The 19,493-nt window shown below is 35.7% G+C and carries 16 protein-coding genes and 1 riboswitch; of the genes, 1 reads left to right on the top strand and 15 read right to left on the bottom strand.

All coding sequences use genetic code 11. The annotated features are described in order from the left end of the window. Nucleotides 1–53 precede the first annotated feature (53 nt). The gene (gene gldA / locus O6P34_RS06785; protein ID WP_269686570.1) at nt 54–950 is read left to right on the top strand and encodes a gliding motility-associated ABC transporter ATP-binding subunit GldA; all 897 of its coding nucleotides are present in this window, start codon (nt 54–56) and stop codon (nt 948–950) included. Between the two features lie 54 nt (nt 951–1,004). Here gldA and metF read toward each other — a convergent pair whose 3' ends face one another. From metF to thrA, 15 genes are all read right to left on the bottom strand, one after another. Further along, on the bottom strand, nt 1,005–1,961 hold the full coding sequence (gene metF, locus O6P34_RS06780; RefSeq protein ID WP_269686569.1) for a methylenetetrahydrofolate reductase [NAD(P)H]: 957 nt from the start codon (nt 1,959–1,961) through the stop codon (nt 1,005–1,007). 62 nt (nt 1,962–2,023) lie between these two features. Further along, entirely contained in the window at nt 2,024–4,702 is a 2,679-nt protein-coding gene (metH, locus tag O6P34_RS06775) for a methionine synthase (protein WP_269686568.1), read from the bottom strand. A 72-nt stretch (nt 4,703–4,774) separates the two neighbouring features. Beyond that, the gene (locus tag O6P34_RS06770; protein WP_269686567.1) at nt 4,775–5,776 is read right to left on the bottom strand and encodes a homocysteine S-methyltransferase family protein; all 1,002 of its coding nucleotides are present in this window, start codon (nt 5,774–5,776) and stop codon (nt 4,775–4,777) included. Nucleotides 5,777–6,026: 250 nt separating this feature from the next. Next, a riboswitch (SAM riboswitch) is annotated at nt 6,027–6,146 on the bottom strand. A gap of 93 nt (nt 6,147–6,239) precedes the next feature. After that, nucleotides 6,240–7,295, bottom strand: coding sequence for an NAD(P)/FAD-dependent oxidoreductase (locus O6P34_RS06765; RefSeq protein ID WP_269686566.1), 1,056 nt, complete (start codon nt 7,293–7,295; stop codon nt 6,240–6,242). A 113-nt stretch (nt 7,296–7,408) separates the two neighbouring features. Next, nucleotides 7,409–7,990: a precorrin-2 dehydrogenase/sirohydrochlorin ferrochelatase family protein gene (locus O6P34_RS06760; RefSeq protein WP_269686565.1), complete on the bottom strand. Its 582-nt coding sequence runs from the start codon at nt 7,988–7,990 to the stop codon at nt 7,409–7,411. Next, on the bottom strand, nt 7,990–8,766 hold the full coding sequence (gene cobA / locus O6P34_RS06755; protein WP_269686564.1) for a uroporphyrinogen-III C-methyltransferase: 777 nt from the start codon (nt 8,764–8,766) through the stop codon (nt 7,990–7,992). The genes O6P34_RS06760 and cobA overlap by 1 nt, the downstream gene beginning before the upstream one ends. Continuing rightward, the gene (locus tag O6P34_RS06750; RefSeq protein WP_269686563.1) at nt 8,759–10,849 is read right to left on the bottom strand and encodes a HEPN domain-containing protein; all 2,091 of its coding nucleotides are present in this window, start codon (nt 10,847–10,849) and stop codon (nt 8,759–8,761) included. The genes cobA and O6P34_RS06750 overlap by 8 nt, the downstream gene beginning before the upstream one ends. A gap of 29 nt (nt 10,850–10,878) precedes the next feature. Continuing rightward, entirely contained in the window at nt 10,879–12,123 is a 1,245-nt protein-coding gene (locus O6P34_RS06745; protein WP_269686562.1) for a sulfate adenylyltransferase subunit 1, read from the bottom strand. A gap of 83 nt (nt 12,124–12,206) precedes the next feature. Beyond that, entirely contained in the window at nt 12,207–13,106 is a 900-nt protein-coding gene (cysD, locus tag O6P34_RS06740; protein WP_269686738.1) for a sulfate adenylyltransferase subunit CysD, read from the bottom strand. Nucleotides 13,107–13,170: 64 nt separating this feature from the next. Then, entirely contained in the window at nt 13,171–13,872 is a 702-nt protein-coding gene (locus O6P34_RS06735) for a phosphoadenylyl-sulfate reductase (protein ID WP_269686561.1), read from the bottom strand. After that, nucleotides 13,872–14,774, bottom strand: a complete 903-nt coding sequence (locus tag O6P34_RS06730; protein ID WP_269686560.1) for a sulfite exporter TauE/SafE family protein — start codon at nt 14,772–14,774, stop codon at nt 13,872–13,874. The genes O6P34_RS06735 and O6P34_RS06730 overlap by 1 nt, the downstream gene beginning before the upstream one ends. A gap of 112 nt (nt 14,775–14,886) precedes the next feature. Then, nucleotides 14,887–15,303 (bottom strand): RrF2 family transcriptional regulator, encoded by a 417-nt coding sequence (locus O6P34_RS06725; protein ID WP_269686559.1) that lies wholly within the window; start codon nt 15,301–15,303, stop codon nt 14,887–14,889. 95 nt (nt 15,304–15,398) lie between these two features. Next, nucleotides 15,399–16,571 carry a trans-sulfuration enzyme family protein gene (locus O6P34_RS06720; protein ID WP_269686558.1) on the bottom strand — a complete coding sequence of 391 codons (1,173 nt, stop codon included), beginning with the start codon at nt 16,569–16,571 and terminating at the stop codon, nt 15,399–15,401. A 46-nt stretch (nt 16,572–16,617) separates the two neighbouring features. Further along, nucleotides 16,618–17,052 carry an OsmC family protein gene (locus tag O6P34_RS06715; RefSeq protein ID WP_269686557.1) on the bottom strand — a complete coding sequence of 145 codons (435 nt, stop codon included), beginning with the start codon at nt 17,050–17,052 and terminating at the stop codon, nt 16,618–16,620. A gap of 28 nt (nt 17,053–17,080) precedes the next feature. Further along, a complete protein-coding gene (gene thrA / locus O6P34_RS06710) occupies nt 17,081–19,492 on the bottom strand; it encodes a bifunctional aspartate kinase/homoserine dehydrogenase I (protein ID WP_269686556.1) in 2,412 nt (803 codons plus the stop codon). Nucleotide 19,493 lies beyond the last annotated feature (1 nt).

The following is a 19,493-nucleotide window of genomic DNA, read 5'->3' as shown; positions in this document are numbered from 1 at the left end:
AGAAACAACAAATCAAAACTTTTTCTGTTTACTTTTGCAACAAATAAAATTCCATGTCAATAGAAGTAAATAATATCTCCAAAAGTTATGGTGCGCAAAAAGCATTAGACAATATCTCTTTTTCGATTAATAAAGGGGAAATCGTTGGTTTTCTGGGTCCAAACGGAGCCGGAAAGTCGACTTTGATGAAAATATTGACCACATATATCAATGCCGATGAAGGTGTTGCAATAGTGAATGGAAATGATGTGAATACACAACAAAAAGCAGTTCAACTGTCTATTGGCTATTTACCGGAACACAATCCGTTGTATTTAGATTTATATGTGAGAGAATATCTAGCTTTTAATGCCGATGTGTACAAAGTGGCCAAATCCCGAATTGAAGAAGTGATTCAACTCACGGGTTTGACAACCGAAAGTCATAAAAAAATTGCGCAATTGTCTAAAGGGTATCGCCAACGGGTAGGTTTGGCCAATGCTTTATTACACAATCCGGATGTTTTGATTCTTGATGAACCAACAACCGGCTTGGATCCGAACCAATTAATGGAAATACGCAATGTGATTAAAAACGTGGGGAAAGACAAAACGGTTTTTCTTTCTACGCACATTATGCAGGAAGTTGAAGCCATTTGCGACCGCGTGATTATCATTAACAACGGCAAAATTGTTACTGATAAAAAATTAGACAACTTAATTTCTGAAAATAACGAACAGGTTATTGAAGTAGAGTTTGATTATAAAGTCGAAGAACAGCTGATTGCCAAAATCGAAAATTTGGCTTCTTATAAAAATACGCATGACATGATTTGGGAATTGACTTTCAAAACAGATAAAGACATGCGCCCAGCCGTTTTTGATTTTGCTGCAGCAAATGGATTGAAAACACTTCAGCTGAATCAGAAGAATAAGAATTTAGAAGCGGTTTTTAGAGAGATTACAAAATAGCATTACAAATAAAAAAGCTTCCAATGGAAGCTTTTTTTATTTTATGAAGTTTAGTTAAAAAACTTGACTCGCTATTTGTCTAATATTTTCTGATTTTCCCATCGAATAATAATGCAGCACAGGAACTCCTGCCGCTTTCAATTCTAAGGATTGTTGAATCGCCCATTCTATTCCTACTTGTCTGATGTCTGCAGGTGTTTTGCATTTTTCAATCGCATTTATCAAATCTTCAGGTAAATCAATTCTAAATATTTGAGGTAATATTTGCAAATGTCTTTGAACTGCGATAGGTTTAATTCCAGGAATAATTGGAACTGTAATCCCAATTTCTCTTGCTTTGGCTACAAATTCAAAGTATTTAGCGTTATCAAAAAACATTTGGGTTACTACATAATCCGCTCCGGCATCTACTTTTTCTTTCAACCTTTTCAAATCCGAAATCAAAGAAGGAGATTCCAAATGCTTTTCGGGATAACCGGCAACACCCACACAAAAATCTGCTTTATTGTCGATGTCCATCACGTCGTGTAAATATTTACCTTGATTGAGTTGGTAGATTTGATCCACTAAATCAACAGCAAATTTATTTCCTCCCACTTTAGGGACAAAAGATTGTTCGTCTTTCATCGCATCTCCGCGAAGTGCCATCACATTATTAATGCCCAAATAATGACAATCTACTAACATGTATTCCGTTTCTTCTCTGGTAAAACCCCCACAAATTAAATGCGGTACGGTATCTACTTGATATTTATGCTTGATAGATGCACAAATCCCTAAAGTTCCGGGACGCATTCTGGTTAACTGCTTATTCAATAAACCATTTCCTTTATCCACATAAATATACTCTTCACGAGATGTAGTCACATCAATAAAAGGAGGTTTGAACTCCATCAACGGATCAATATTATCGTATAATTCCTGAATACTTTTCCCTTTTTGTGGCGGAACAATTTCAAAAGAGAATAAGGTATTACCTTTTGCGTCTTCTATATGTTGTGTTACTTTCATTTTTTTTGGTTTTGGGTTTTAGGTTTTAGGTTTTGGGCAAACCTTGCACCTCACACCTTTTATTAATCTGCTATATTAGGATTCAGCCATTTCATTGCTTTATCAGTAGAAATACTTCTACGTTTGGCATAATCTATAACCTGATCTTCTTTTATTTTTCCAAGTCCAAAATACTTACTTTCCGGATTTCCAAAATAATAACCCGAAACAGATGAAGCCGGCCACATTGCCATACTCTCTGTCAAGGTCACTCCAATTTCTTCCGCTACGTTTAGTAATTTCCAAATGGTTGGTTTTTCTAAATGGTCAGGACAAGCTGGATAACCCGGTGCAGGACGAATTCCTTTGTAATCTTCGGCAATCATTGCTTCTGCACTTAAAGATTCATCCGAAGCATAACCCCAGATTTCTTTACGTACTTTTTCGTGTAAATATTCTGCAAAAGCTTCTGCAAAACGATCCGCTAATGCTTTTACCATAATCGAATTATAATCGTCTAAATCCTTTTCGAATTCAGCCGCCCATTCATCAACACCAAAACCGGTAGTCACACAAAATGCACCCATATAATCCGTTTTTCCTGAATCTTTTGGCGCTATAAAATCCGATAATGCGATGTTTGGAGCTCCTTTTGTTTTTTGGGCTTGTTGACGAAGCGTCAAAAATTTCTCTAGTACTTTTCCGCTTTCATCGCGCAATTCAATATCATCATCATTGATTTGATTCGCAGGGAAAATCCCGTAAATTCCTTTGGCTGTCAATTTCTTTTCTGCCAAAATAACGCTCAACATAGCTTGTGCATCTGCAAAAACAGAAGTGGCTTGTTCTCCAACTACCTCGTCCGTTAAAATCGCCGGATATTTCCCGAACAATTCCCAAGTTCTGAAAAACGGCGTCCAGTCGATATAAGGAACCAAAACATCAAGAGCGACTTCGATTGTTTTTGTTCCGATAAAATTAGGTTTAGTGGGATTGTAATTTTCCCAATCTAATTTCAGTTTATTCACACGAGCTTGCTCAATGGTCAGGAAGTTTTTGTCACGCGAACGGTTCAAAAATGTTTCTCTAAACGCATCATATTCAGCTCTAATATCGCTGGCGTATATTTTATTATTATGGTCTAATAAGTTTCCGGCAACCGTTACGGCTCTCGAAGCATCATTAACATGAATCACCGTTTCTCTGTATTGTGGCGCAATTTTCACGGCAGTATGCGCGCGCGATGTGGTCGCACCACCAATCATAATTGGGATTTTTATATCGCGTTTGTCTAATTCTTTGGCGAGATAAACCATTTCGTCAAGCGAAGGTGTAATTAATCCGCTCAATCCAATAATATCAACATTGTGTTCTATAGCTGCAGCGATAATTTTTTCAGGCGGAACCATTACACCTAAATCTATGATTTCATAATTGTTACAGGCCAAAACTACCGAAACAATATTTTTCCCAATATCGTGTACATCGCCTTTTACTGTTGCCATTAAAATACGACCTGCAAAACTCGAAACTCCATCTTTTTCAGCTTCAATAAACGGCAATAAATACGCTACGGCTTTTTTCATTACACGTGCTGATTTTACTACCTGAGGTAAGAACATTTTTCCGGATCCAAACAAATCTCCTACTACATTCATTCCGGCCATCAGGTTGATTTCGATTACTTCAATTGGTCTTCCTGCTGCTTGTCGAGCTTCTTCAACATCAATTTCTATAAATTCATCCACTCCTTTTACCAAGGAATGCGTTAATCGTTCCTGAATCGTTCCTGAACGCCATTCTTGAACCGCTTTTTCATTGCTCTTTACATCGCCTTTTACATTCTCGGCAAAGTCCAACAATCGTTCGGTGGCATCATCACGACGATTTAGAATTACATCTTCAACATGTTCTAATAAATCCTTTGGAATTTCGTCGTAAATAGAAAGCATTTCAGGGTTTACAATTCCCATCGTCATTCCGTTTTGAATGGCGTGATACAAGAAAACCGAATGCATCGCTTCCCGAACCGTATCATTTCCTCTGAAAGAGAAAGAAACATTACTTACACCTCCACTGATGTGGGCATGTGGTAAATTTTCACGAACCCATTTTGTCCCTCTGAAGAAATCCAGCGCATTCAGGCGGTGTTCTTCCATACCTGTTGCTACTGGAAATATATTTAAATCGAAAATAATATCTTGGGGAGCAAAATCTACTTTATTCACCAAAATATCATACGAACGCTGACAAATTTCAACACGTCTTTCGTAATTATCGGCTTGACCCAATTCATCAAAAGCCATTACAATTACAGCAGCTCCATAACGTTTGATTAATTTAGCATGATGAATGAATCGTTCTTCTCCTTCTTTTAAAGAAATAGAATTCACAACACTTTTTCCCTGCACCACTTTCAAACCTGCTTCGATGATTTCCCATTTCGAGCTGTCAATCATAATTGGCACTCTTGAAATATCAGGTTCAGCAGCAATCAAATTCAGAAATTTTGTCATGGCATATTCACCATCAAGCATTCCTTCATCCATATTAATATCGATGATTTGTGCGCCTCCTTCTACTTGTTGTCTTGCAATATCAAGAGCTTCGTCGTATTTTTCTTCCTTGATTAATCGAAGGAATTTTCTAGAACCTGTTACATTCGTACGTTCACCAATGTTTACAAATACGCTGTCCGGCGTAATGATTAAAGGTTCTAATCCCGATAATACAAGGTTTCTTCTCGTTTCTGCTTGTGCCATTTTATTTTTATTTTTTTGCTGTAAAATCTATCTCTTATAAATTTACAGCTGTAATTTAGATGCAATAAATTGCTACATCGTTGCTGTTGAAACTCTCGGTTTGTAATCCTTTGCAATATCCGCAATCAACTTGATGTGTTCCGGAGTTGTTCCGCAACAACCGCCTATTATATTTATTAAATTATCGTCTAAATATTCTTTGATAAATACCTGCATCTGTTCTGGTGTTTCATCGTATTCTCCAAAAGCATTTGGCAATCCTGCATTCGGATGTGCCGAAACATTAAAGGAAGTATTGTGTGCCAAAGTTTGTAAATAAGGCTTCAATAAATCTGCTCCCAAAGCGCAATTAAAACCTACACTCAACAAAGGAATATGTGAAACCGAAACCAAAAACGCCTCTACTGTTTGCCCGGAAAGTGTTCTTCCTGAAGCATCGGTAATGGTTCCCGAAACCATGATTGGAATATCAATATTACGTTCGTCTTTGACTTCTTCGATGGCAAAAAGTGCTGCTTTGGCATTTAAAGTGTCAAAAATAGTTTCTACCAATAATAAATCGCAACCACCGTCCATTAAGGCTTCGACTTGTTGTTTGTATGCAATACGCAAATCATCAAAAGTTACGGCTCTGTACCCTGGATCGTTTACATCTGGCGACATACTTGCTGTTCTGTTTGTTGGTCCGATTGAACCGGCTACAAAACGCGGTTTTTCGGGATTTTTTGCGGTGAATTCATCGGCTACTTCACGGGCTAATTTTGCCGATTCGTAGTTGAGTTCGTAAACTAAATCTTCCAAGTGATAATCAGCCATTCCGATTGTGGTACCGGAGAATGTATTGGTTTCTACAATATCGGATCCAGCTTCAAAATAAGCGGCATGCACTGCTTTGATAGCTTCTGGCTGGGTAAGTGATAATAAATCGTTATTCCCTTTTAGAGAATGTGGAAAATCCTTGAAACGTTCGCCACGAAAATCTTCTTCCGAGAAATTGTAGCGTTGCAACATGGTCCCCATAGCTCCATCGAGTACGAGTATGTTTTTTTTGATGGCTTCTTGAATTGTTGACATATTATATTTTTGAATTGTTGTGTGTTGATGATTAAAATCAAACCAAAAAATCACAAATTTTTACTTTTAGCCCTGATGGAAGAGATATCCTTTTATGCCAGTGTTTGGCATGAAAGATATAGCGTACAGCAGGAAAATTTTCGGCAAAAAAAATGCCAAATTATTCGCTTCTGATACTGAAATAAATTCAGCATATAAATATTAAAATGTTGTCAGAAAAAGGGTTAAGAAATACTTCGACAGTATTCTTGTGTTATCTATCTTTTGTTTCCGAAATGAATTTGGAATAAAGTAGAATGTAGCACCTTCTTTAAGGTAAAGGGTTGCTAAGGTTTCATCGGGTCTTTCCCTCCGCCTTTCGTGATAACGTTCAATACAAATAGGAACAGTGCAAAGTAAACACATAGCGCTAATACTTGCAAGTATTAGCGCTACATTTTTTGATTACTTTTAGTATAAGTTGTTATACGATAGCTTTCACAACCGCTTTTGGAGCCTCTTTACGAGTTCCGTCAAATCCGTCTACACCAGAAACTGTTGTGTATTTTAGTACATATTTTTTTCCTGGATTGATGATTTGGTAGGCTGCCTGGCACATTATGGTCGCTTCGTGGAATCCACAAAGAATCAATTTTAGTTTTCCTGGATAGGTATTTACGTCTCCAATGGCAAAAATTCCCGGAATATTGGTTTGATAATCTAAAGCGTTATTTACTTTGATTGCATTTTTTTCAATCTCTAATCCCCAGTCTCCGATAGGTCCTAATTTTGGAGTTAATCCAAAAAGCGGAATGAAATAATCTGTTTCAATGGTTCTTTTTGCTCCATTGTCATCAGCTACAACAACAGATTCTATATGTTCTGCTCCATTTATTCCTACGACTTCTCCAGGAGTAATCATTTTGATTTTTCCGGCTGATTTTAATTCTTGTACTTTTTCTACAGAATCTAAAGCGCCTCTAAATTCGTTTCTACGGTGAATCAAAGTTACTTCTGAAGCTACATTAGACAAGAAAATACTCCAGTCTAAAGCAGAATCACCACCTCCGGCAATTACTACTCTTTTGTCTCTGAATTTTTCCGGGTTTTTGATAAAGTATTTGATTCCTTTATTTTCATAAAACTCAATATCTTCAATAAGTGGTTTTCTTGGTTCAAAACTTCCTAATCCACCGGCAATAGCGATTACTGGCGCATGGAATTTTTTCCCTTTATTTGAAGTTACTATAAAAGTTCCGTCTTCTTGTTTTTCAATAGTTTCAGCACGTTCTCCAAGAGTAAATCCTGGCTCGAATTGCTTGATTTGTTCCATTAAATTGTCAACCAAATCCCCTGCTAATACTTCTGGAAAACCAGGAATATCATAGATTGGTTTTTTTGGATACAATTCTGAAAGTTGTCCTCCCGGTTGTGGTAAGGCATCCAAAATGTGACATTTTAATTTTAATAATCCTGCTTCAAAAACGGCAAATAATCCAGTCGGACCTGCTCCTATTATAAGTATGTCTGTTTTAACCATTATTTTTAATTTTACTCTTTTATAATTATGCTTTATCTTTTATTACCCGCAAATGAACGAATGATTTTTGTTTCATTAAGTGATAAATATCACTCGTCTATACTATTAGGTCTTTATTCTTTGTTTTTTAATGCTTCGGTGATTTCGTTCATCTTTTGAACTTTTTCTTCGAAATTCCCTTTTAGCGTTTTGCGATATTCATTTAGGTTTTCGACCATTTTATTAATATCGTCCGGAATGATTTCTTCAAAAAATTCCCGTAATCTTTTGGCAGTTGTTGGTGATTTTCCGTTGGTTGAAATAGCAATTTTCACATTCCCTTTGGTTACAATTCCGCCCAAATAATAATCACACAAATCTGGTGTATCGGCAATGTTACAAATCAAATGTCTTTTTCGACACAAGTCGAATACTCTTTTATTTACTTTCAAATCATCAGTGCAGGCAATTACCATGTGGCGTTTGCGAAGCATCCAGCGATTGAACTTTTTATAGGTCAATTGTACCGAAGGATGTTTTTCAGCCAAGCTTTCCAGTTCTGGTAAAAACCTGGGCGCCACGACCTCAACATTTGCATTTGGACTCGATTTCAACATGAAAGATAATTTTTCTAAACCCACGTTTCCTCCGCCTACAATCAACACATTCAGGTTTTGTAGTTTCAAAAAAACAGGATATAATTCATTTCTTTCCATTATAATCGTATTTCGTTTGAAAGAAATTCTTCGTAAAATCCTTTCAACTTATTGCTTTCTTTAACAACTTCTCCAATAACTATTATTGCTGGTGAACTCAAATTATTTTCGGCAACAACTTTTTGAATATTATTTATAGTTCCAACTCCAATTTTCTCGTTTGCAGTGGTTCCATTTTGAATAATTGCAACAGGCGTTTCTCCTTTGGATTCTTTTTGGAATAATGAAACAATTTGTGATAATTTGCTCATTCCCATCAAAATCACAACAGTTGCGGATGATTGAGCAGCTAACGCCACATCATTTGACAATTTTCTATCAGATGTTGTACCCGTAATTACCCAAAAACTTTCGGAAGTTCCTCTTTTTGTCAAAGAAATTCCTTGATAAGCGGGAACTGCAATCGAAGATGAAATTCCAGGCACTACAAATGTAGGGATTCCAAAACTTTCTGCGTATTCAATTTCTTCACTTCCACGACCAAAAATAAACGGATCGCCACCTTTCAATCGAACAACATTTCCATACGTAAGCGCATTATCAACAATCAATTGATTAATTTGGTCTTGCGTATATTCATGACATCCTTTTCGTTTACCAACAAATATTTTTATGGCCGTTTTTGGTGCATGATTCATTATTTCCTCATTGGCCAAAGCATCATACAAAACCACATTTGCTTCAGCAAGTGCTTTTACTCCTTTCAGAGTAATCAAATCCGGATCGCCAGGACCAGCGCCTACTAAAGTTACTTTGGGTTGAATTGTTTTATGCATCAGCTAAATCTTTTGCTCTGTATTTTTCTATATTTTGAAAAAAGGCGATTCCTTCTTGAATGTATTTTTGTGCAAACGCTTCAGAAGGCTCATTCGCTTTAATTTGGTACACTAAATCTTTGAATGTTGAATCCAACTCGATTTTATTGCTTTCGATAAAAACCGTATCAAATAAATCGATGATTCCCGCATGGTGATTTGTTTTTTGGTTTTCTGCAAGCAATAATGCTTTAGCTCCGTTTACAAATCCGGCATACGCCAAATAAATTGCATCTGACCATTTTCCTTCTTCGAAAGCTTCTTGTGCGAAAGTCATTTTATCTTTGGCTTCAAAGATTAAAGTAGCCACTAAATCAATAACCACTCCGGCGCATTCTCCTACTCCAACTGCTTTTACGTAATTATCTGCATTTCCCCAATCTACAAAATCAGCTTCGGTAAGATTAGTCAAATCAGCTAATGGTTTCAAAAATTCGTAGAAATATTTTTCGCCTTTGGCATCATAATAATTCAAGAATGATTGTCCGTTTCCGTTTGCTTCAAAATCATTTAAAATCAATCTCAAGGCATCAGGTCCTCTTCTACTTGGAATTTTGATTACTTTATCCGAAAATCTTCCGTTTCCATTTCCTAAATTTCCTCCGCCCAATAATACTTGTAATGCTGGCGCCACTAATTTTCCTGAATTAATTGACATTCCCTGAAAACCAATTTCGGCCATATTATGTTGTCCACAAGCATTCATACAACCACTGATTTTAATCGTGATTTCTTGATTGTTGCTGTATTGTGGATATTCTGTTTCTAAAACTCTTTCCAGTTCTACTGCGATTCCGGTGCTGCTTGCAATTCCTAAATTACAAGTATCTGTTCCCGGACAAGCTGTAATATCTGAAATGGTATTGTAACCCAAAGCCACAAAATCTAATTTGGCTAATTCTTGGTAGAAAAAAGGTAAATTTTCTTCTTTTACGTGACGAATTAATATGTCTTGTCTCAAAGAAAAACGCAATTCATTCGCTGCATAATTTTTGATCAAATCAGCTAATAATCTCGCTTTATCTGTATAAAAATCACCCAATAAAACTTTGATTCCAATCGCTACATAACCGGCTTGTTTTTGCGCGATTACATTTGATTTTTTCCAAGCTTCGAAAGCAGCTGTATCTTCGATTACTACTTTTGGAACTTCCAATAAAGTAGCTGGAATTTCAGCATCAAAAGCTGTTGTATCTATTTCAACTGTTTGGTAAGACAACGCTTTTTTCTCTTCTTCCACCAATCTTAAAAACTCGTCTCTTCCCAAATCTTTGATTAAGAATTTCATACGTGCTTTCAAACGCTTTGCTCTTTCGCCGTAGCGGTCAAAAATTCTCAAAACGCCTTCGGTTGTTGGTATAATTTGGTTTACCGGAATAAATTCTGATAATAATTCGGCATGACTTGGTTGAGAACCTAATCCTCCACCTAGCATAACTTTAAAACCTCTTTCGCCATTTACAATTCTTGGAATAAATCCTAAATCGTGTAAATAACTCAATGCCGTATCTTTATCTGAAGACGAAAATGACATTTTGAATTTACGTCCCATTTCCTGACAAACCGGATTTCTCAAGAAAAACTGAAACATAGCGTGCGCGTAAGGCGACACATCAAAAGGTTCTTCTGAATCAATTCCTGCTGTTTCGCTAGCCGTAATGTTTCTCACGGTATTTCCACAAGCTTCTCTCAAAGTAACATCATCTTTCTCTAATTCAGCCCAAAGTTGCGGTGTTCTGTCCAAACTTACATAGTGAATTTGGATATCCTGGCGCGTTGTAATGTGCAAACGTCCGGTTGAATATTCATCAGAAACTTTAGTAATACGCAACAATTGTTCGCTGGTCACTTTACCAAAAGGCAATTTGATACGAATCATTTGTACGCCTTCCTGACGTTGACCGTAAACTCCTCTCGCCAAACGAAGGCTGCGGAAACGTTCGTCATCAATTTTTCCGTCACGGAATAAAGCAATTTTTCTTTCTAAATCGATAATGTCTTTTTGGACAATCGGGTTTTCTATTTCGGTTCTAAAACTTTCCATCTGTGTGTTGTTTTTGGCAAAAGTTAGATTTAGTTTATAAATCCAACTCCAGCAGTTGTGTTGGTTGCAGCATCAATTAAAATAAAAGCGCCGTTTGATTTGTTGTCATTGTAGGCATCAAAATACAAAGCTTTGCTTAATTTAATATTTACTTCGCCTATTTCATTTATAGCCAATTGAGTTGCTGGTGTAACTCCAGAATAATCTGTAGCGATTACGTTTTTCACGCTTTCAATTTTTGCCAAAACTCTGTTGGTATTGTGTTGTACCAAATATTTTGTGCCAGCAACTAATTTTTTGCTGTCCATCCAACAAATCGTTGTATTGATGTCTTTTTCGATTTTAGGAAGCTCATTCGATTTTACAATCATGTCGCCTCTTGTCACATTGATATCATTTTCCAGTTCCAAAGTAATCGAAGAACCTGCTGTCGCTTCATCAAATTGCTGATCAAAAAAGTGAATATTAGTCACTTTAGATTCTGTCAAAGAAGGAAGAACCGTTACCGCATCACCAACTTTGATATTGTTCCCGTATAATTTTCCGGCATATCCTCTAAAATCATGGTACTCTTCCGTTTTTGGTCTGATGACTGTTTGAACCGGGAAACGCACTTTTCCTGTTTCAAAAACATCTTCTGGCTCTAAAGCTTCTAAATGCTCTAATACAGTTTGTCCTGTATACCAAGGCATATTTTCTGATTTATCAGCAACGTTTCCTCCATTAATAGCACTCAACGGAATATAACTTACGTTTTGCTCTTTGAATGAACTTTTGCTGTTCAACGCTTGAAAATCAGCTTTGATTTTGTTGTAAACTTCTTCCGAATAATCAACCAAATCCATTTTGTTTACCGCAACAATCACTTCTTTTACTCTCAATAAATTATTGATAAAAAAGTGTCTGTAAGTTTGCTCAATAACTCCTTTACGAGCATCAATCAAAATGATCGAAACCTGCGAAGTCGAAGCTCCCGTAACCATGTTACGTGTATATTCTACGTGACCCGGAGTATCGGCAATAATGTAACTTTTCTTGGCTGTCGAAAAATAAATATGCGCCACATCAATCGTAATTCCTTGTTCTCTCTCAGCAACCAACCCATCGGTAGCTAATGAAAAATCTAAGTAATCGTATCCTTTTTGTTTGCTGCTTTTTTCTATTGCTTCAATCTTATCCGTAGTCAATGATTTTGTATCGTATAATAATCTCCCGATTAAGGTACTCTTTCCGTCATCTACACTTCCTGCTGTTGCTATTTTTAAAACTTCCATTTTTATTTTGAGTTTAAAGTTTAAAGCTATGCTTGTCAACTTCTTATGTTTTATACTTATTTATTAATTTCTAAAATCAAATTCTAAAAATACCCTTGTTGTTTTCTTTTCTCCATCGCGGCTTCAGAACGTTTGTCATCAATTCTGGCTCCTCTTTCTGAAATAGTTGAAGATCTGATTTCGCCAACCACCTCTTGAATCGTTGCCGCATAAGAATCAACAGCTGCTGTACAGCTCATATCTCCAACAGTTCTAAAACGAACAATTCGTTCTTCGATTTCTTCATCTTCTTCTTGGTACACAAATGGTGAATGGGACCAAATCATACCGTCTCTCAAGAATACTTTACGTTTGTGTGAAAAGTAAATCGATGGAATTTCGATTTGCTCTTGCTCAATATAACTCCAAACATCAAGCTCTGTCCAGTTCGAAATTGGGAAAACACGAACGTTTTGACCATTTTCGATTTTTCCGTTTAAAATATCGAATAATTCCGGACGTTGGTTTTTCTCATCCCATTGACCAAAATCATCACGAACGGAAAAAATACGTTCTTTAGCTCTTGCTTTTTCTTCATCACGACGCGCACCACCAATACAAGCATCAAATTTGAATTCTTCGATGGCATCCAAAAGTGTAGTTGTTTGCAAACTGTTTCTGCTGGAATATTTCCCAGATTCTTCAACTACCTTACCTTCGTCAATAGCATCCTGAACATTACGAACGATTAATTCCAATCCTAATTCAGCAACTAATTTGTCTCTAAATTCAATAGTTTCCGGAAAGTTATGTCCCGTGTCTACATGCAACAATGGAAAAGGGATTTTAGCAGGAAAAAATGCTTTTTGCGCTAAGCGTACTAAAGTAATCGAATCTTTTCCACCAGAAAAAAGCAATACTGGTTTGTCAAATTGAGAAATTACTTCTCTAAAAATGTATATCGCTTCGCTTTCTAAAGCATTTGTTTTCAATATTGAACTCATCATTCTTTGTTTTTTTGGTAATTTGTTTTTTTGTTAATCTGTTTTCGTCTAAACGATTAAACTTTTATTTTTGGTGTAAACCACATTCTTTATGACTCGATTCCCATGACCATCTTCCTGCTCGAATATCCTCTCCGGGAGCGATTGCTCTAGTACAAGGCGCGCAACCAATGCTCACGAAACCTTTCTTGTGCAAGGTATTTTGTGGTACATTATTATCGTCTATATATTTTTGAACCTCTTCTAAAGTCCATTTTAATAAGGGATTGAATTTGATGATATCAAAATGGGCATCATATTCAAAAAAAGCTAAATCACTTCTGTTTTCTGATTGTTCCGCTCTCAAACCGGTAATCCAAATCGCATTTCCTTTCAACGCTTTAGTCAAAGGCGCCACTTTTCGGATAAAACAACATTCTTTTCTGTTCTCAACCGATTCATAGAAACTGTTTGGACCTTTTTTATTCAATAATTCCTCCACAGCTGTTGTGTCTGGAAAATAGGTTTTAATATTTGTTTTATACTTTTTCAACGTCTTATGAAAAACATCATAAGTCTCTTGAAATAATCTTCCGGTATCCAATGTGAAAATAGTAATCGGTAAATTATTCTGACCTATCAACGCCGTAATCACCTGATCTTCCTGTCCAAAAGAAGTCGAAAAAACTACTTTATCTTTGTATTCATTAGCTAAAAACGAAAGCGTTTCCTCAATACTGAAAGCAGCTGTTTTTTCTAATAAAGTATTTACAATTGCTGTGCTCATTATAATAATTTAGATAAGGTTTTTAAACTCAAAATGATAATTAGTACCCCAACTGCAATCATCATTGGTTTTCTTGGGATTCTGTTTACTAAATAAGCCCCAAGTGGCGCCGCTATAACTCCTCCTAAAATCAAACCAATAATTACCTGCCATCCGTGGATTCCACCAAAAAGCATAAATGTGATTCCACTTGCAAAAGAAACCGCAAATTCTGCTGCATTTACAGACCCAATTGTATAACGAGGATTTCGTCCACGTCCTAATAAAGTAGACGTTACAATTGGCCCCCATCCGCCACCGCCAACAGCATCCATAAATCCACCGAAAGAAGCTAAAAGATCTAAACTTTTAGTTTTCTTTTTAACGATATTCTTTTTTAATGCTTTCTTCATGATAATCACCGCCAAAACAATCATATATACGGCTATAAATGGCTTAATCACATCTCCGTCAATCACATCCGATAACAAATAAGCTCCTGTTATAGAACCTAAAACACCCGGAATCAAAAGGTGTTTCACCAATTTTTTGTTGATGTTTCCAAATCTGTGATGCGAAAGAGCAGAAGCTCCTGTAGTAAACATTTCGGCAACGTGAACACCCGTACTACTAATAACCGGAGGCACTCCATATGCCAATAAAAACGAAGTTGAAGTCGCTCCATATCCCATTCCTAAAGTTCCGTCAACTAATTGAGCAAAAACACCGATACAGAAAAAGATTAAAAATTCCTGATTAAATCCGCTTATAAATCCACTCCAAGAAAACTCATCATAATGGTTAAATACTAGTGTTGATAACAATCCTACTAACAAAACTACAGGGATTAAAACCCACAAACGTTCTGCAAAAGTCGTTTGCGTTTTTATTGCAATATTATTCTCCTTCAATTCTTTGCTCATTTTTTTTAATTTCAACTAATTAATTTATTTTTAAATCTATTACCCTATCGGGATAGTGGATTAAAGTGCAAAAATAATACTTTTTTACTAACTACAAAACTTAATTTTAAATTTATTGCTTAAAAGAGATGTCTGCAAGAGTATTATTTTCTAATATCATTAAGGTATTATCACGCACTTCTGTCATTAATTTATGTACCGAACAATTCACCTCATCTGCACAATCGTCACATTTTTCATAAAAATTATGACTCACACAAGGCAATAATGCAATTGGTCCTTCGAGAATTCGATAGACATGGGCCATATTAATTTCTTTTGGATCTTTTATCAAATAGTAGCCTCCGCCTTTTCCTTTTTTGGCTCCCAAAAAACCAGAGTGGCGCAACAGCAATAAAATACTTTCTAAAAACTTAATCGAAATATGTTCTGCTTTTGCAATTTCAGCAATTTGCACAGGAGTTTGGTCTTCTTGGCGAGCCAAAAAACTCAATGCTTTTATTCCATATTTTGTTTTCTTTGAGAGCATTTTAAAAAAAGATTTATAAATGATATAAAAAAAATACCGATTTTTAATTGACATCAAATTTACAATCAAAAATCGGTATTCTGAAATTTGAATTTTTATGAAAGTGCTTGTTCCAAATCAGCAATTACATCTTTTACGGTTTCTAAACCTACTGAAACACGAACCAATCCATCGGTAATACTAACTGCCAAACGTTCTTCAACAGATAATTTACTGTGTGTAGTAGATGCGGGATGTGTTACAATAGTTCTGCTATCTCCTAAATTAGGTGACAACGAACACAGTTTTATTTTATCCAAGAAAGCTCTTCCTGCTTCAAGACCACCTTTGATTTCGAAAGCAACAATATTACCACCCAATTTCATTTGTTTTTGAGCAATTGTATATTGTGGGTGAGATTTCAAGAACGGATATTTTACCTTATTTACGTTAGGATGTTGTTCTAAAAACTCAGCTACTTTCATCGCATTTTCACAATGTCTGTCTAAACGAATTGCCAAAGTTTCTAAACTTTTAGACAATACCCAGGCATTAAACGGTGATAAAGAAGGACCCGTAAGTCGAGAAAATAAATAGATTTTTTGAATCAATTCAGCATCACCAACAGTTATTCCGCCTAGAACTCTACCTTGACCATCCATTAATTTTGTTGCTGAATGCACTACCAAATGCGCTCCCCATTTAATAGGTTGTTGCAAATAAGGTGTTGCAAAACAGTTGTCGATAACCAAAATCAGATTGTGTTTTTTAGCAATAGCTCCTAGTAATTCCAAATCAATAATATCTATTGCTGGATTCGTAGGCGATTCAGCAAAAAGAATTTTAGTATTTGGTTTGATACAACTTTCAATAGTTTCGGGTTTATTAATATCAAAATAAGTGGTTTCAATCCCCCATTTTGGAAAATAATTAACAAACAAAGAGTGTGTTGCACCAAAAACGCTTCCTGCAGAAACGATATGATCTCCCGAGTTTAACAATGCAGCCAAGGTAGAATATACTGCTGCCATTCCGGATGCAAAAGCAAAACCAGATTCTGCCCCTTCCATTTGGCAAACTTTATCGATAAACTCGTTCGTATTCGGGTTGCTGTAACGGGAATAAATATTCCTGTCTTTCTCTTCAGCAAATGAAGCACGCATGTCTTCGGCATCTTCAAATACAAAACTAGAAGTTAAGTACAAAGGCACGGAATGCTCTAAATATTGAGTGCGTTCTAATTGATTGCGTATAGCTAGGGTTTCAAAACCAAATTCTTGTTCGTTCATTTTTTTTTATTAAAAAGTGTAAAGTATAAGATTTAAAATAATGAAATTAGATTTTGGCTAATTCCACTCCATTCAAAACTACTTTATAATGTATTGTTGCCGTTGGTTCTAATGTTTTTGAAACTGAGCAGTATTTTTCGAAAGAAAGTTGGGCCGCTTTTGCTGCTTTATCTTCTTTAATATTTCCTTCCAGAGAAAAAACCACATAAATATCTTTAAAAGGTTTTGCTTCTCCAACTTGCACGCGCTCTCCTTCAACATCAGCTTTGAAAGAAGTGATTTCCTGGCGTTGCTTCTTTAAAATTGAAATCATATCAATTCCGCTGCAACCAGCAACTCCCATTAAAATTAATTCCATTGGGCTTGGTCCCATATCATTCCCTCCAAAATCAGGTCTGGCATCTACATTTACAATATGTCCACGCTCATTTTTTAATTGAAAATGGAAATTTTCGTTTACTCTGTCTAATGTTATTTTCATTATTGTTTTTTTTTTAAATCTAAAATCCTTACCCTTTATCTGACAACCTCAAGATATCTCCAAAAACACCTCTCGCGGTTACAGCAGAACCGGCACCGGCACCTTGAATTACGATTGGTCTGTCGCCATACGATTCCGTATAAATTTCGAAGAATGAATCAGAACCTTTTAATCCGCCTAAAGCGGTATCTGATGGCACTGAAACTAATTTCACTTCTAGATTTCCTTTATCTCCTTGTAAATCTCCGGATAATTCACCAATGTAACGCAACACGTGATTAGGCGCTTGATTTTCTTTTATAGCAGTATAAATAGGATCAAATTCCTTCAATTTTGTCAAAAATTCCGAAGCGCTTCCTTCACGTAAATGTTCCGGGATTAAATTCTGAATTTCGATTTCCTCAAATTCATTTTGCAAATCTAATTCTCTTGCCAAAATTAATAATTTTCGACCTACATCATTCCCACAAAGGTCTTCTCTTGGATCTGGTTCCGTATATCCGTTATCAATAGCTTCTTTTAAAATGTCACTAAACGGAACGTCTTTTGCAGAGAAATTATTAAACAAATAACTCAATGTTCCGGAGAAAACTCCTTTAATCTTCGTGATATTTTCACCTGAAAGATGCAATAATTTTATTGTGTCAATCAATGGCAATCCTGCACCCACATTCGTTTCATATAAATAGCTCTTTTGATTATCGGCTAGTACTTTTCGTAATTTTTTATAAAAACTATAGCTTAATGTATTGGCTACTTTATTAGACGAAATCAAATCGAAACTGCTTTCTATTAAAGGAATATAATTCTCAACAAAAGTGGCGCTTGCTGTATTATCAATTGCAATTAAATTCTCTAAATGGTGTTCATTGGCGTAAGCAATTACATCTTCTATTGTATAAGAGAAACCATTATTTTGAATTTCATTTCTCCAATTTGGTGTTACTCCATTTTTATTCAACAACACGTTTTTAGAATTGGCTATCGCAAAAACATTCAACTTAATATCTTTTCTTTTTTCGATAGTCGCCGCTGATTCTAAGATTTGATTAATCAAAGTTCCGCCCACTAAACCGTGTCCAAAAATAGCAATGTTTATTTTCTTTGAAACTCCAAAAATCTCTCCATGAATTACATTTAACGCTCTGTTTAATTGTGATTTTTTCACCACCAAACTCACGTTTTTACCTGTTACAGTATTATTGAAAAGAATTGGAACAATTTTATTTTTAATTAAGGCGGTGTATGGCTTATGAAAAGTGCTCAAATCCTGACCGATAATAGAAATTACCGAAACATCATCGGTAATTGTAATTCTATTTACATCTTTAGAATAAAAGTCATTTTCAAACTCTTTCTCTAATTCAATCATCGCTAAAGTGGCTTTGTCAGCGTCAACTACTAAGCCAATTCCTCTTTCGGAAGAACCTTGCGAAATGATACTTACACTAATATTATTATCTCCCATCACACGGAAAATACGGGCGTCAACACCAGTTTTTCCTAACAATCCTCGTCCTTCTAAATTTACCAAAGAAACATTTTCGAGAACCGAAAGCGTTTTGATTCCTTCTTTACTGGCATTAGAACGAATTAATGTTCCTTTGTTTTCATGATTGAATGTGTTTAAAATACGAAGCGGAATATTTTTTTCCAATAAAGGAATAATCGTTTTGGCGTGCAAAATGGTCGCACCAAAATTAGCTATTTCATTCGCTTCATTAAAAGATAAAAAATCAATTTTTTTAGCGTCGGTTACTAATTCCGGATTTGCGGTATAAATGCCGTCAACGTGTGTATAATTTTGAAGCTCTTCGGCGTCAAGGTAATTAGCGATCAAAGAAGCCGTATAATTACTTCCGTTTCTTCCTAAAGTTGTGGTATCATTATTGGTATTTGAACCAATAAATCCAGTGATTATATTTACAGTTTCATTATTTTGCTTGAAAAACTGAATCACGTTTTTCTTCGAAATTTGTTCTAATGGCTGTGCATCTCCAAATTTAGAATCGGTTTTTATCAATTCTCTTGAATCGGCAAATTTAGCATTTACTCCATTTTTTATTAAAATAGCCGTTAGCAATTTTGCAGAAATCAATTCCCCTTTCGATAAAATTTGGTCTTTTATTTTTTTACTGTAATCTCCAATCAGGCTTACTCCTTCAAAAAGTTTTTCTAATACACTGAATTCTTTAGACAAATCTACCTCAGTAAAATCGGATTGTTGGTAGGTTTTAAAATCTTCAAATAACGGTTTGTAATCCCCGTTTATAGCTGCAATTCCTAAAATTTCTTCTAATTCATCCGTTGCATTTCCTCTTGCCGAAACTACAATAGCAATTTCTTCACCTTGATTTACTTTATCCGTAATAATCGTAATCACTTTATTTAAACCTTCTCCGTTGGATAACGATTTACCGCCAAATTTTAATACTTTCATT

The sequence above is a fragment of the Flavobacterium lacustre genome, assembly GCF_027474525.2.
Classification (GTDB): domain Bacteria; phylum Bacteroidota; class Bacteroidia; order Flavobacteriales; family Flavobacteriaceae; genus Flavobacterium; species Flavobacterium lacustre.
Note: the sequence above shows the minus strand (reverse complement) of the source record. Positions and strands in the feature narration are given on the sequence as shown.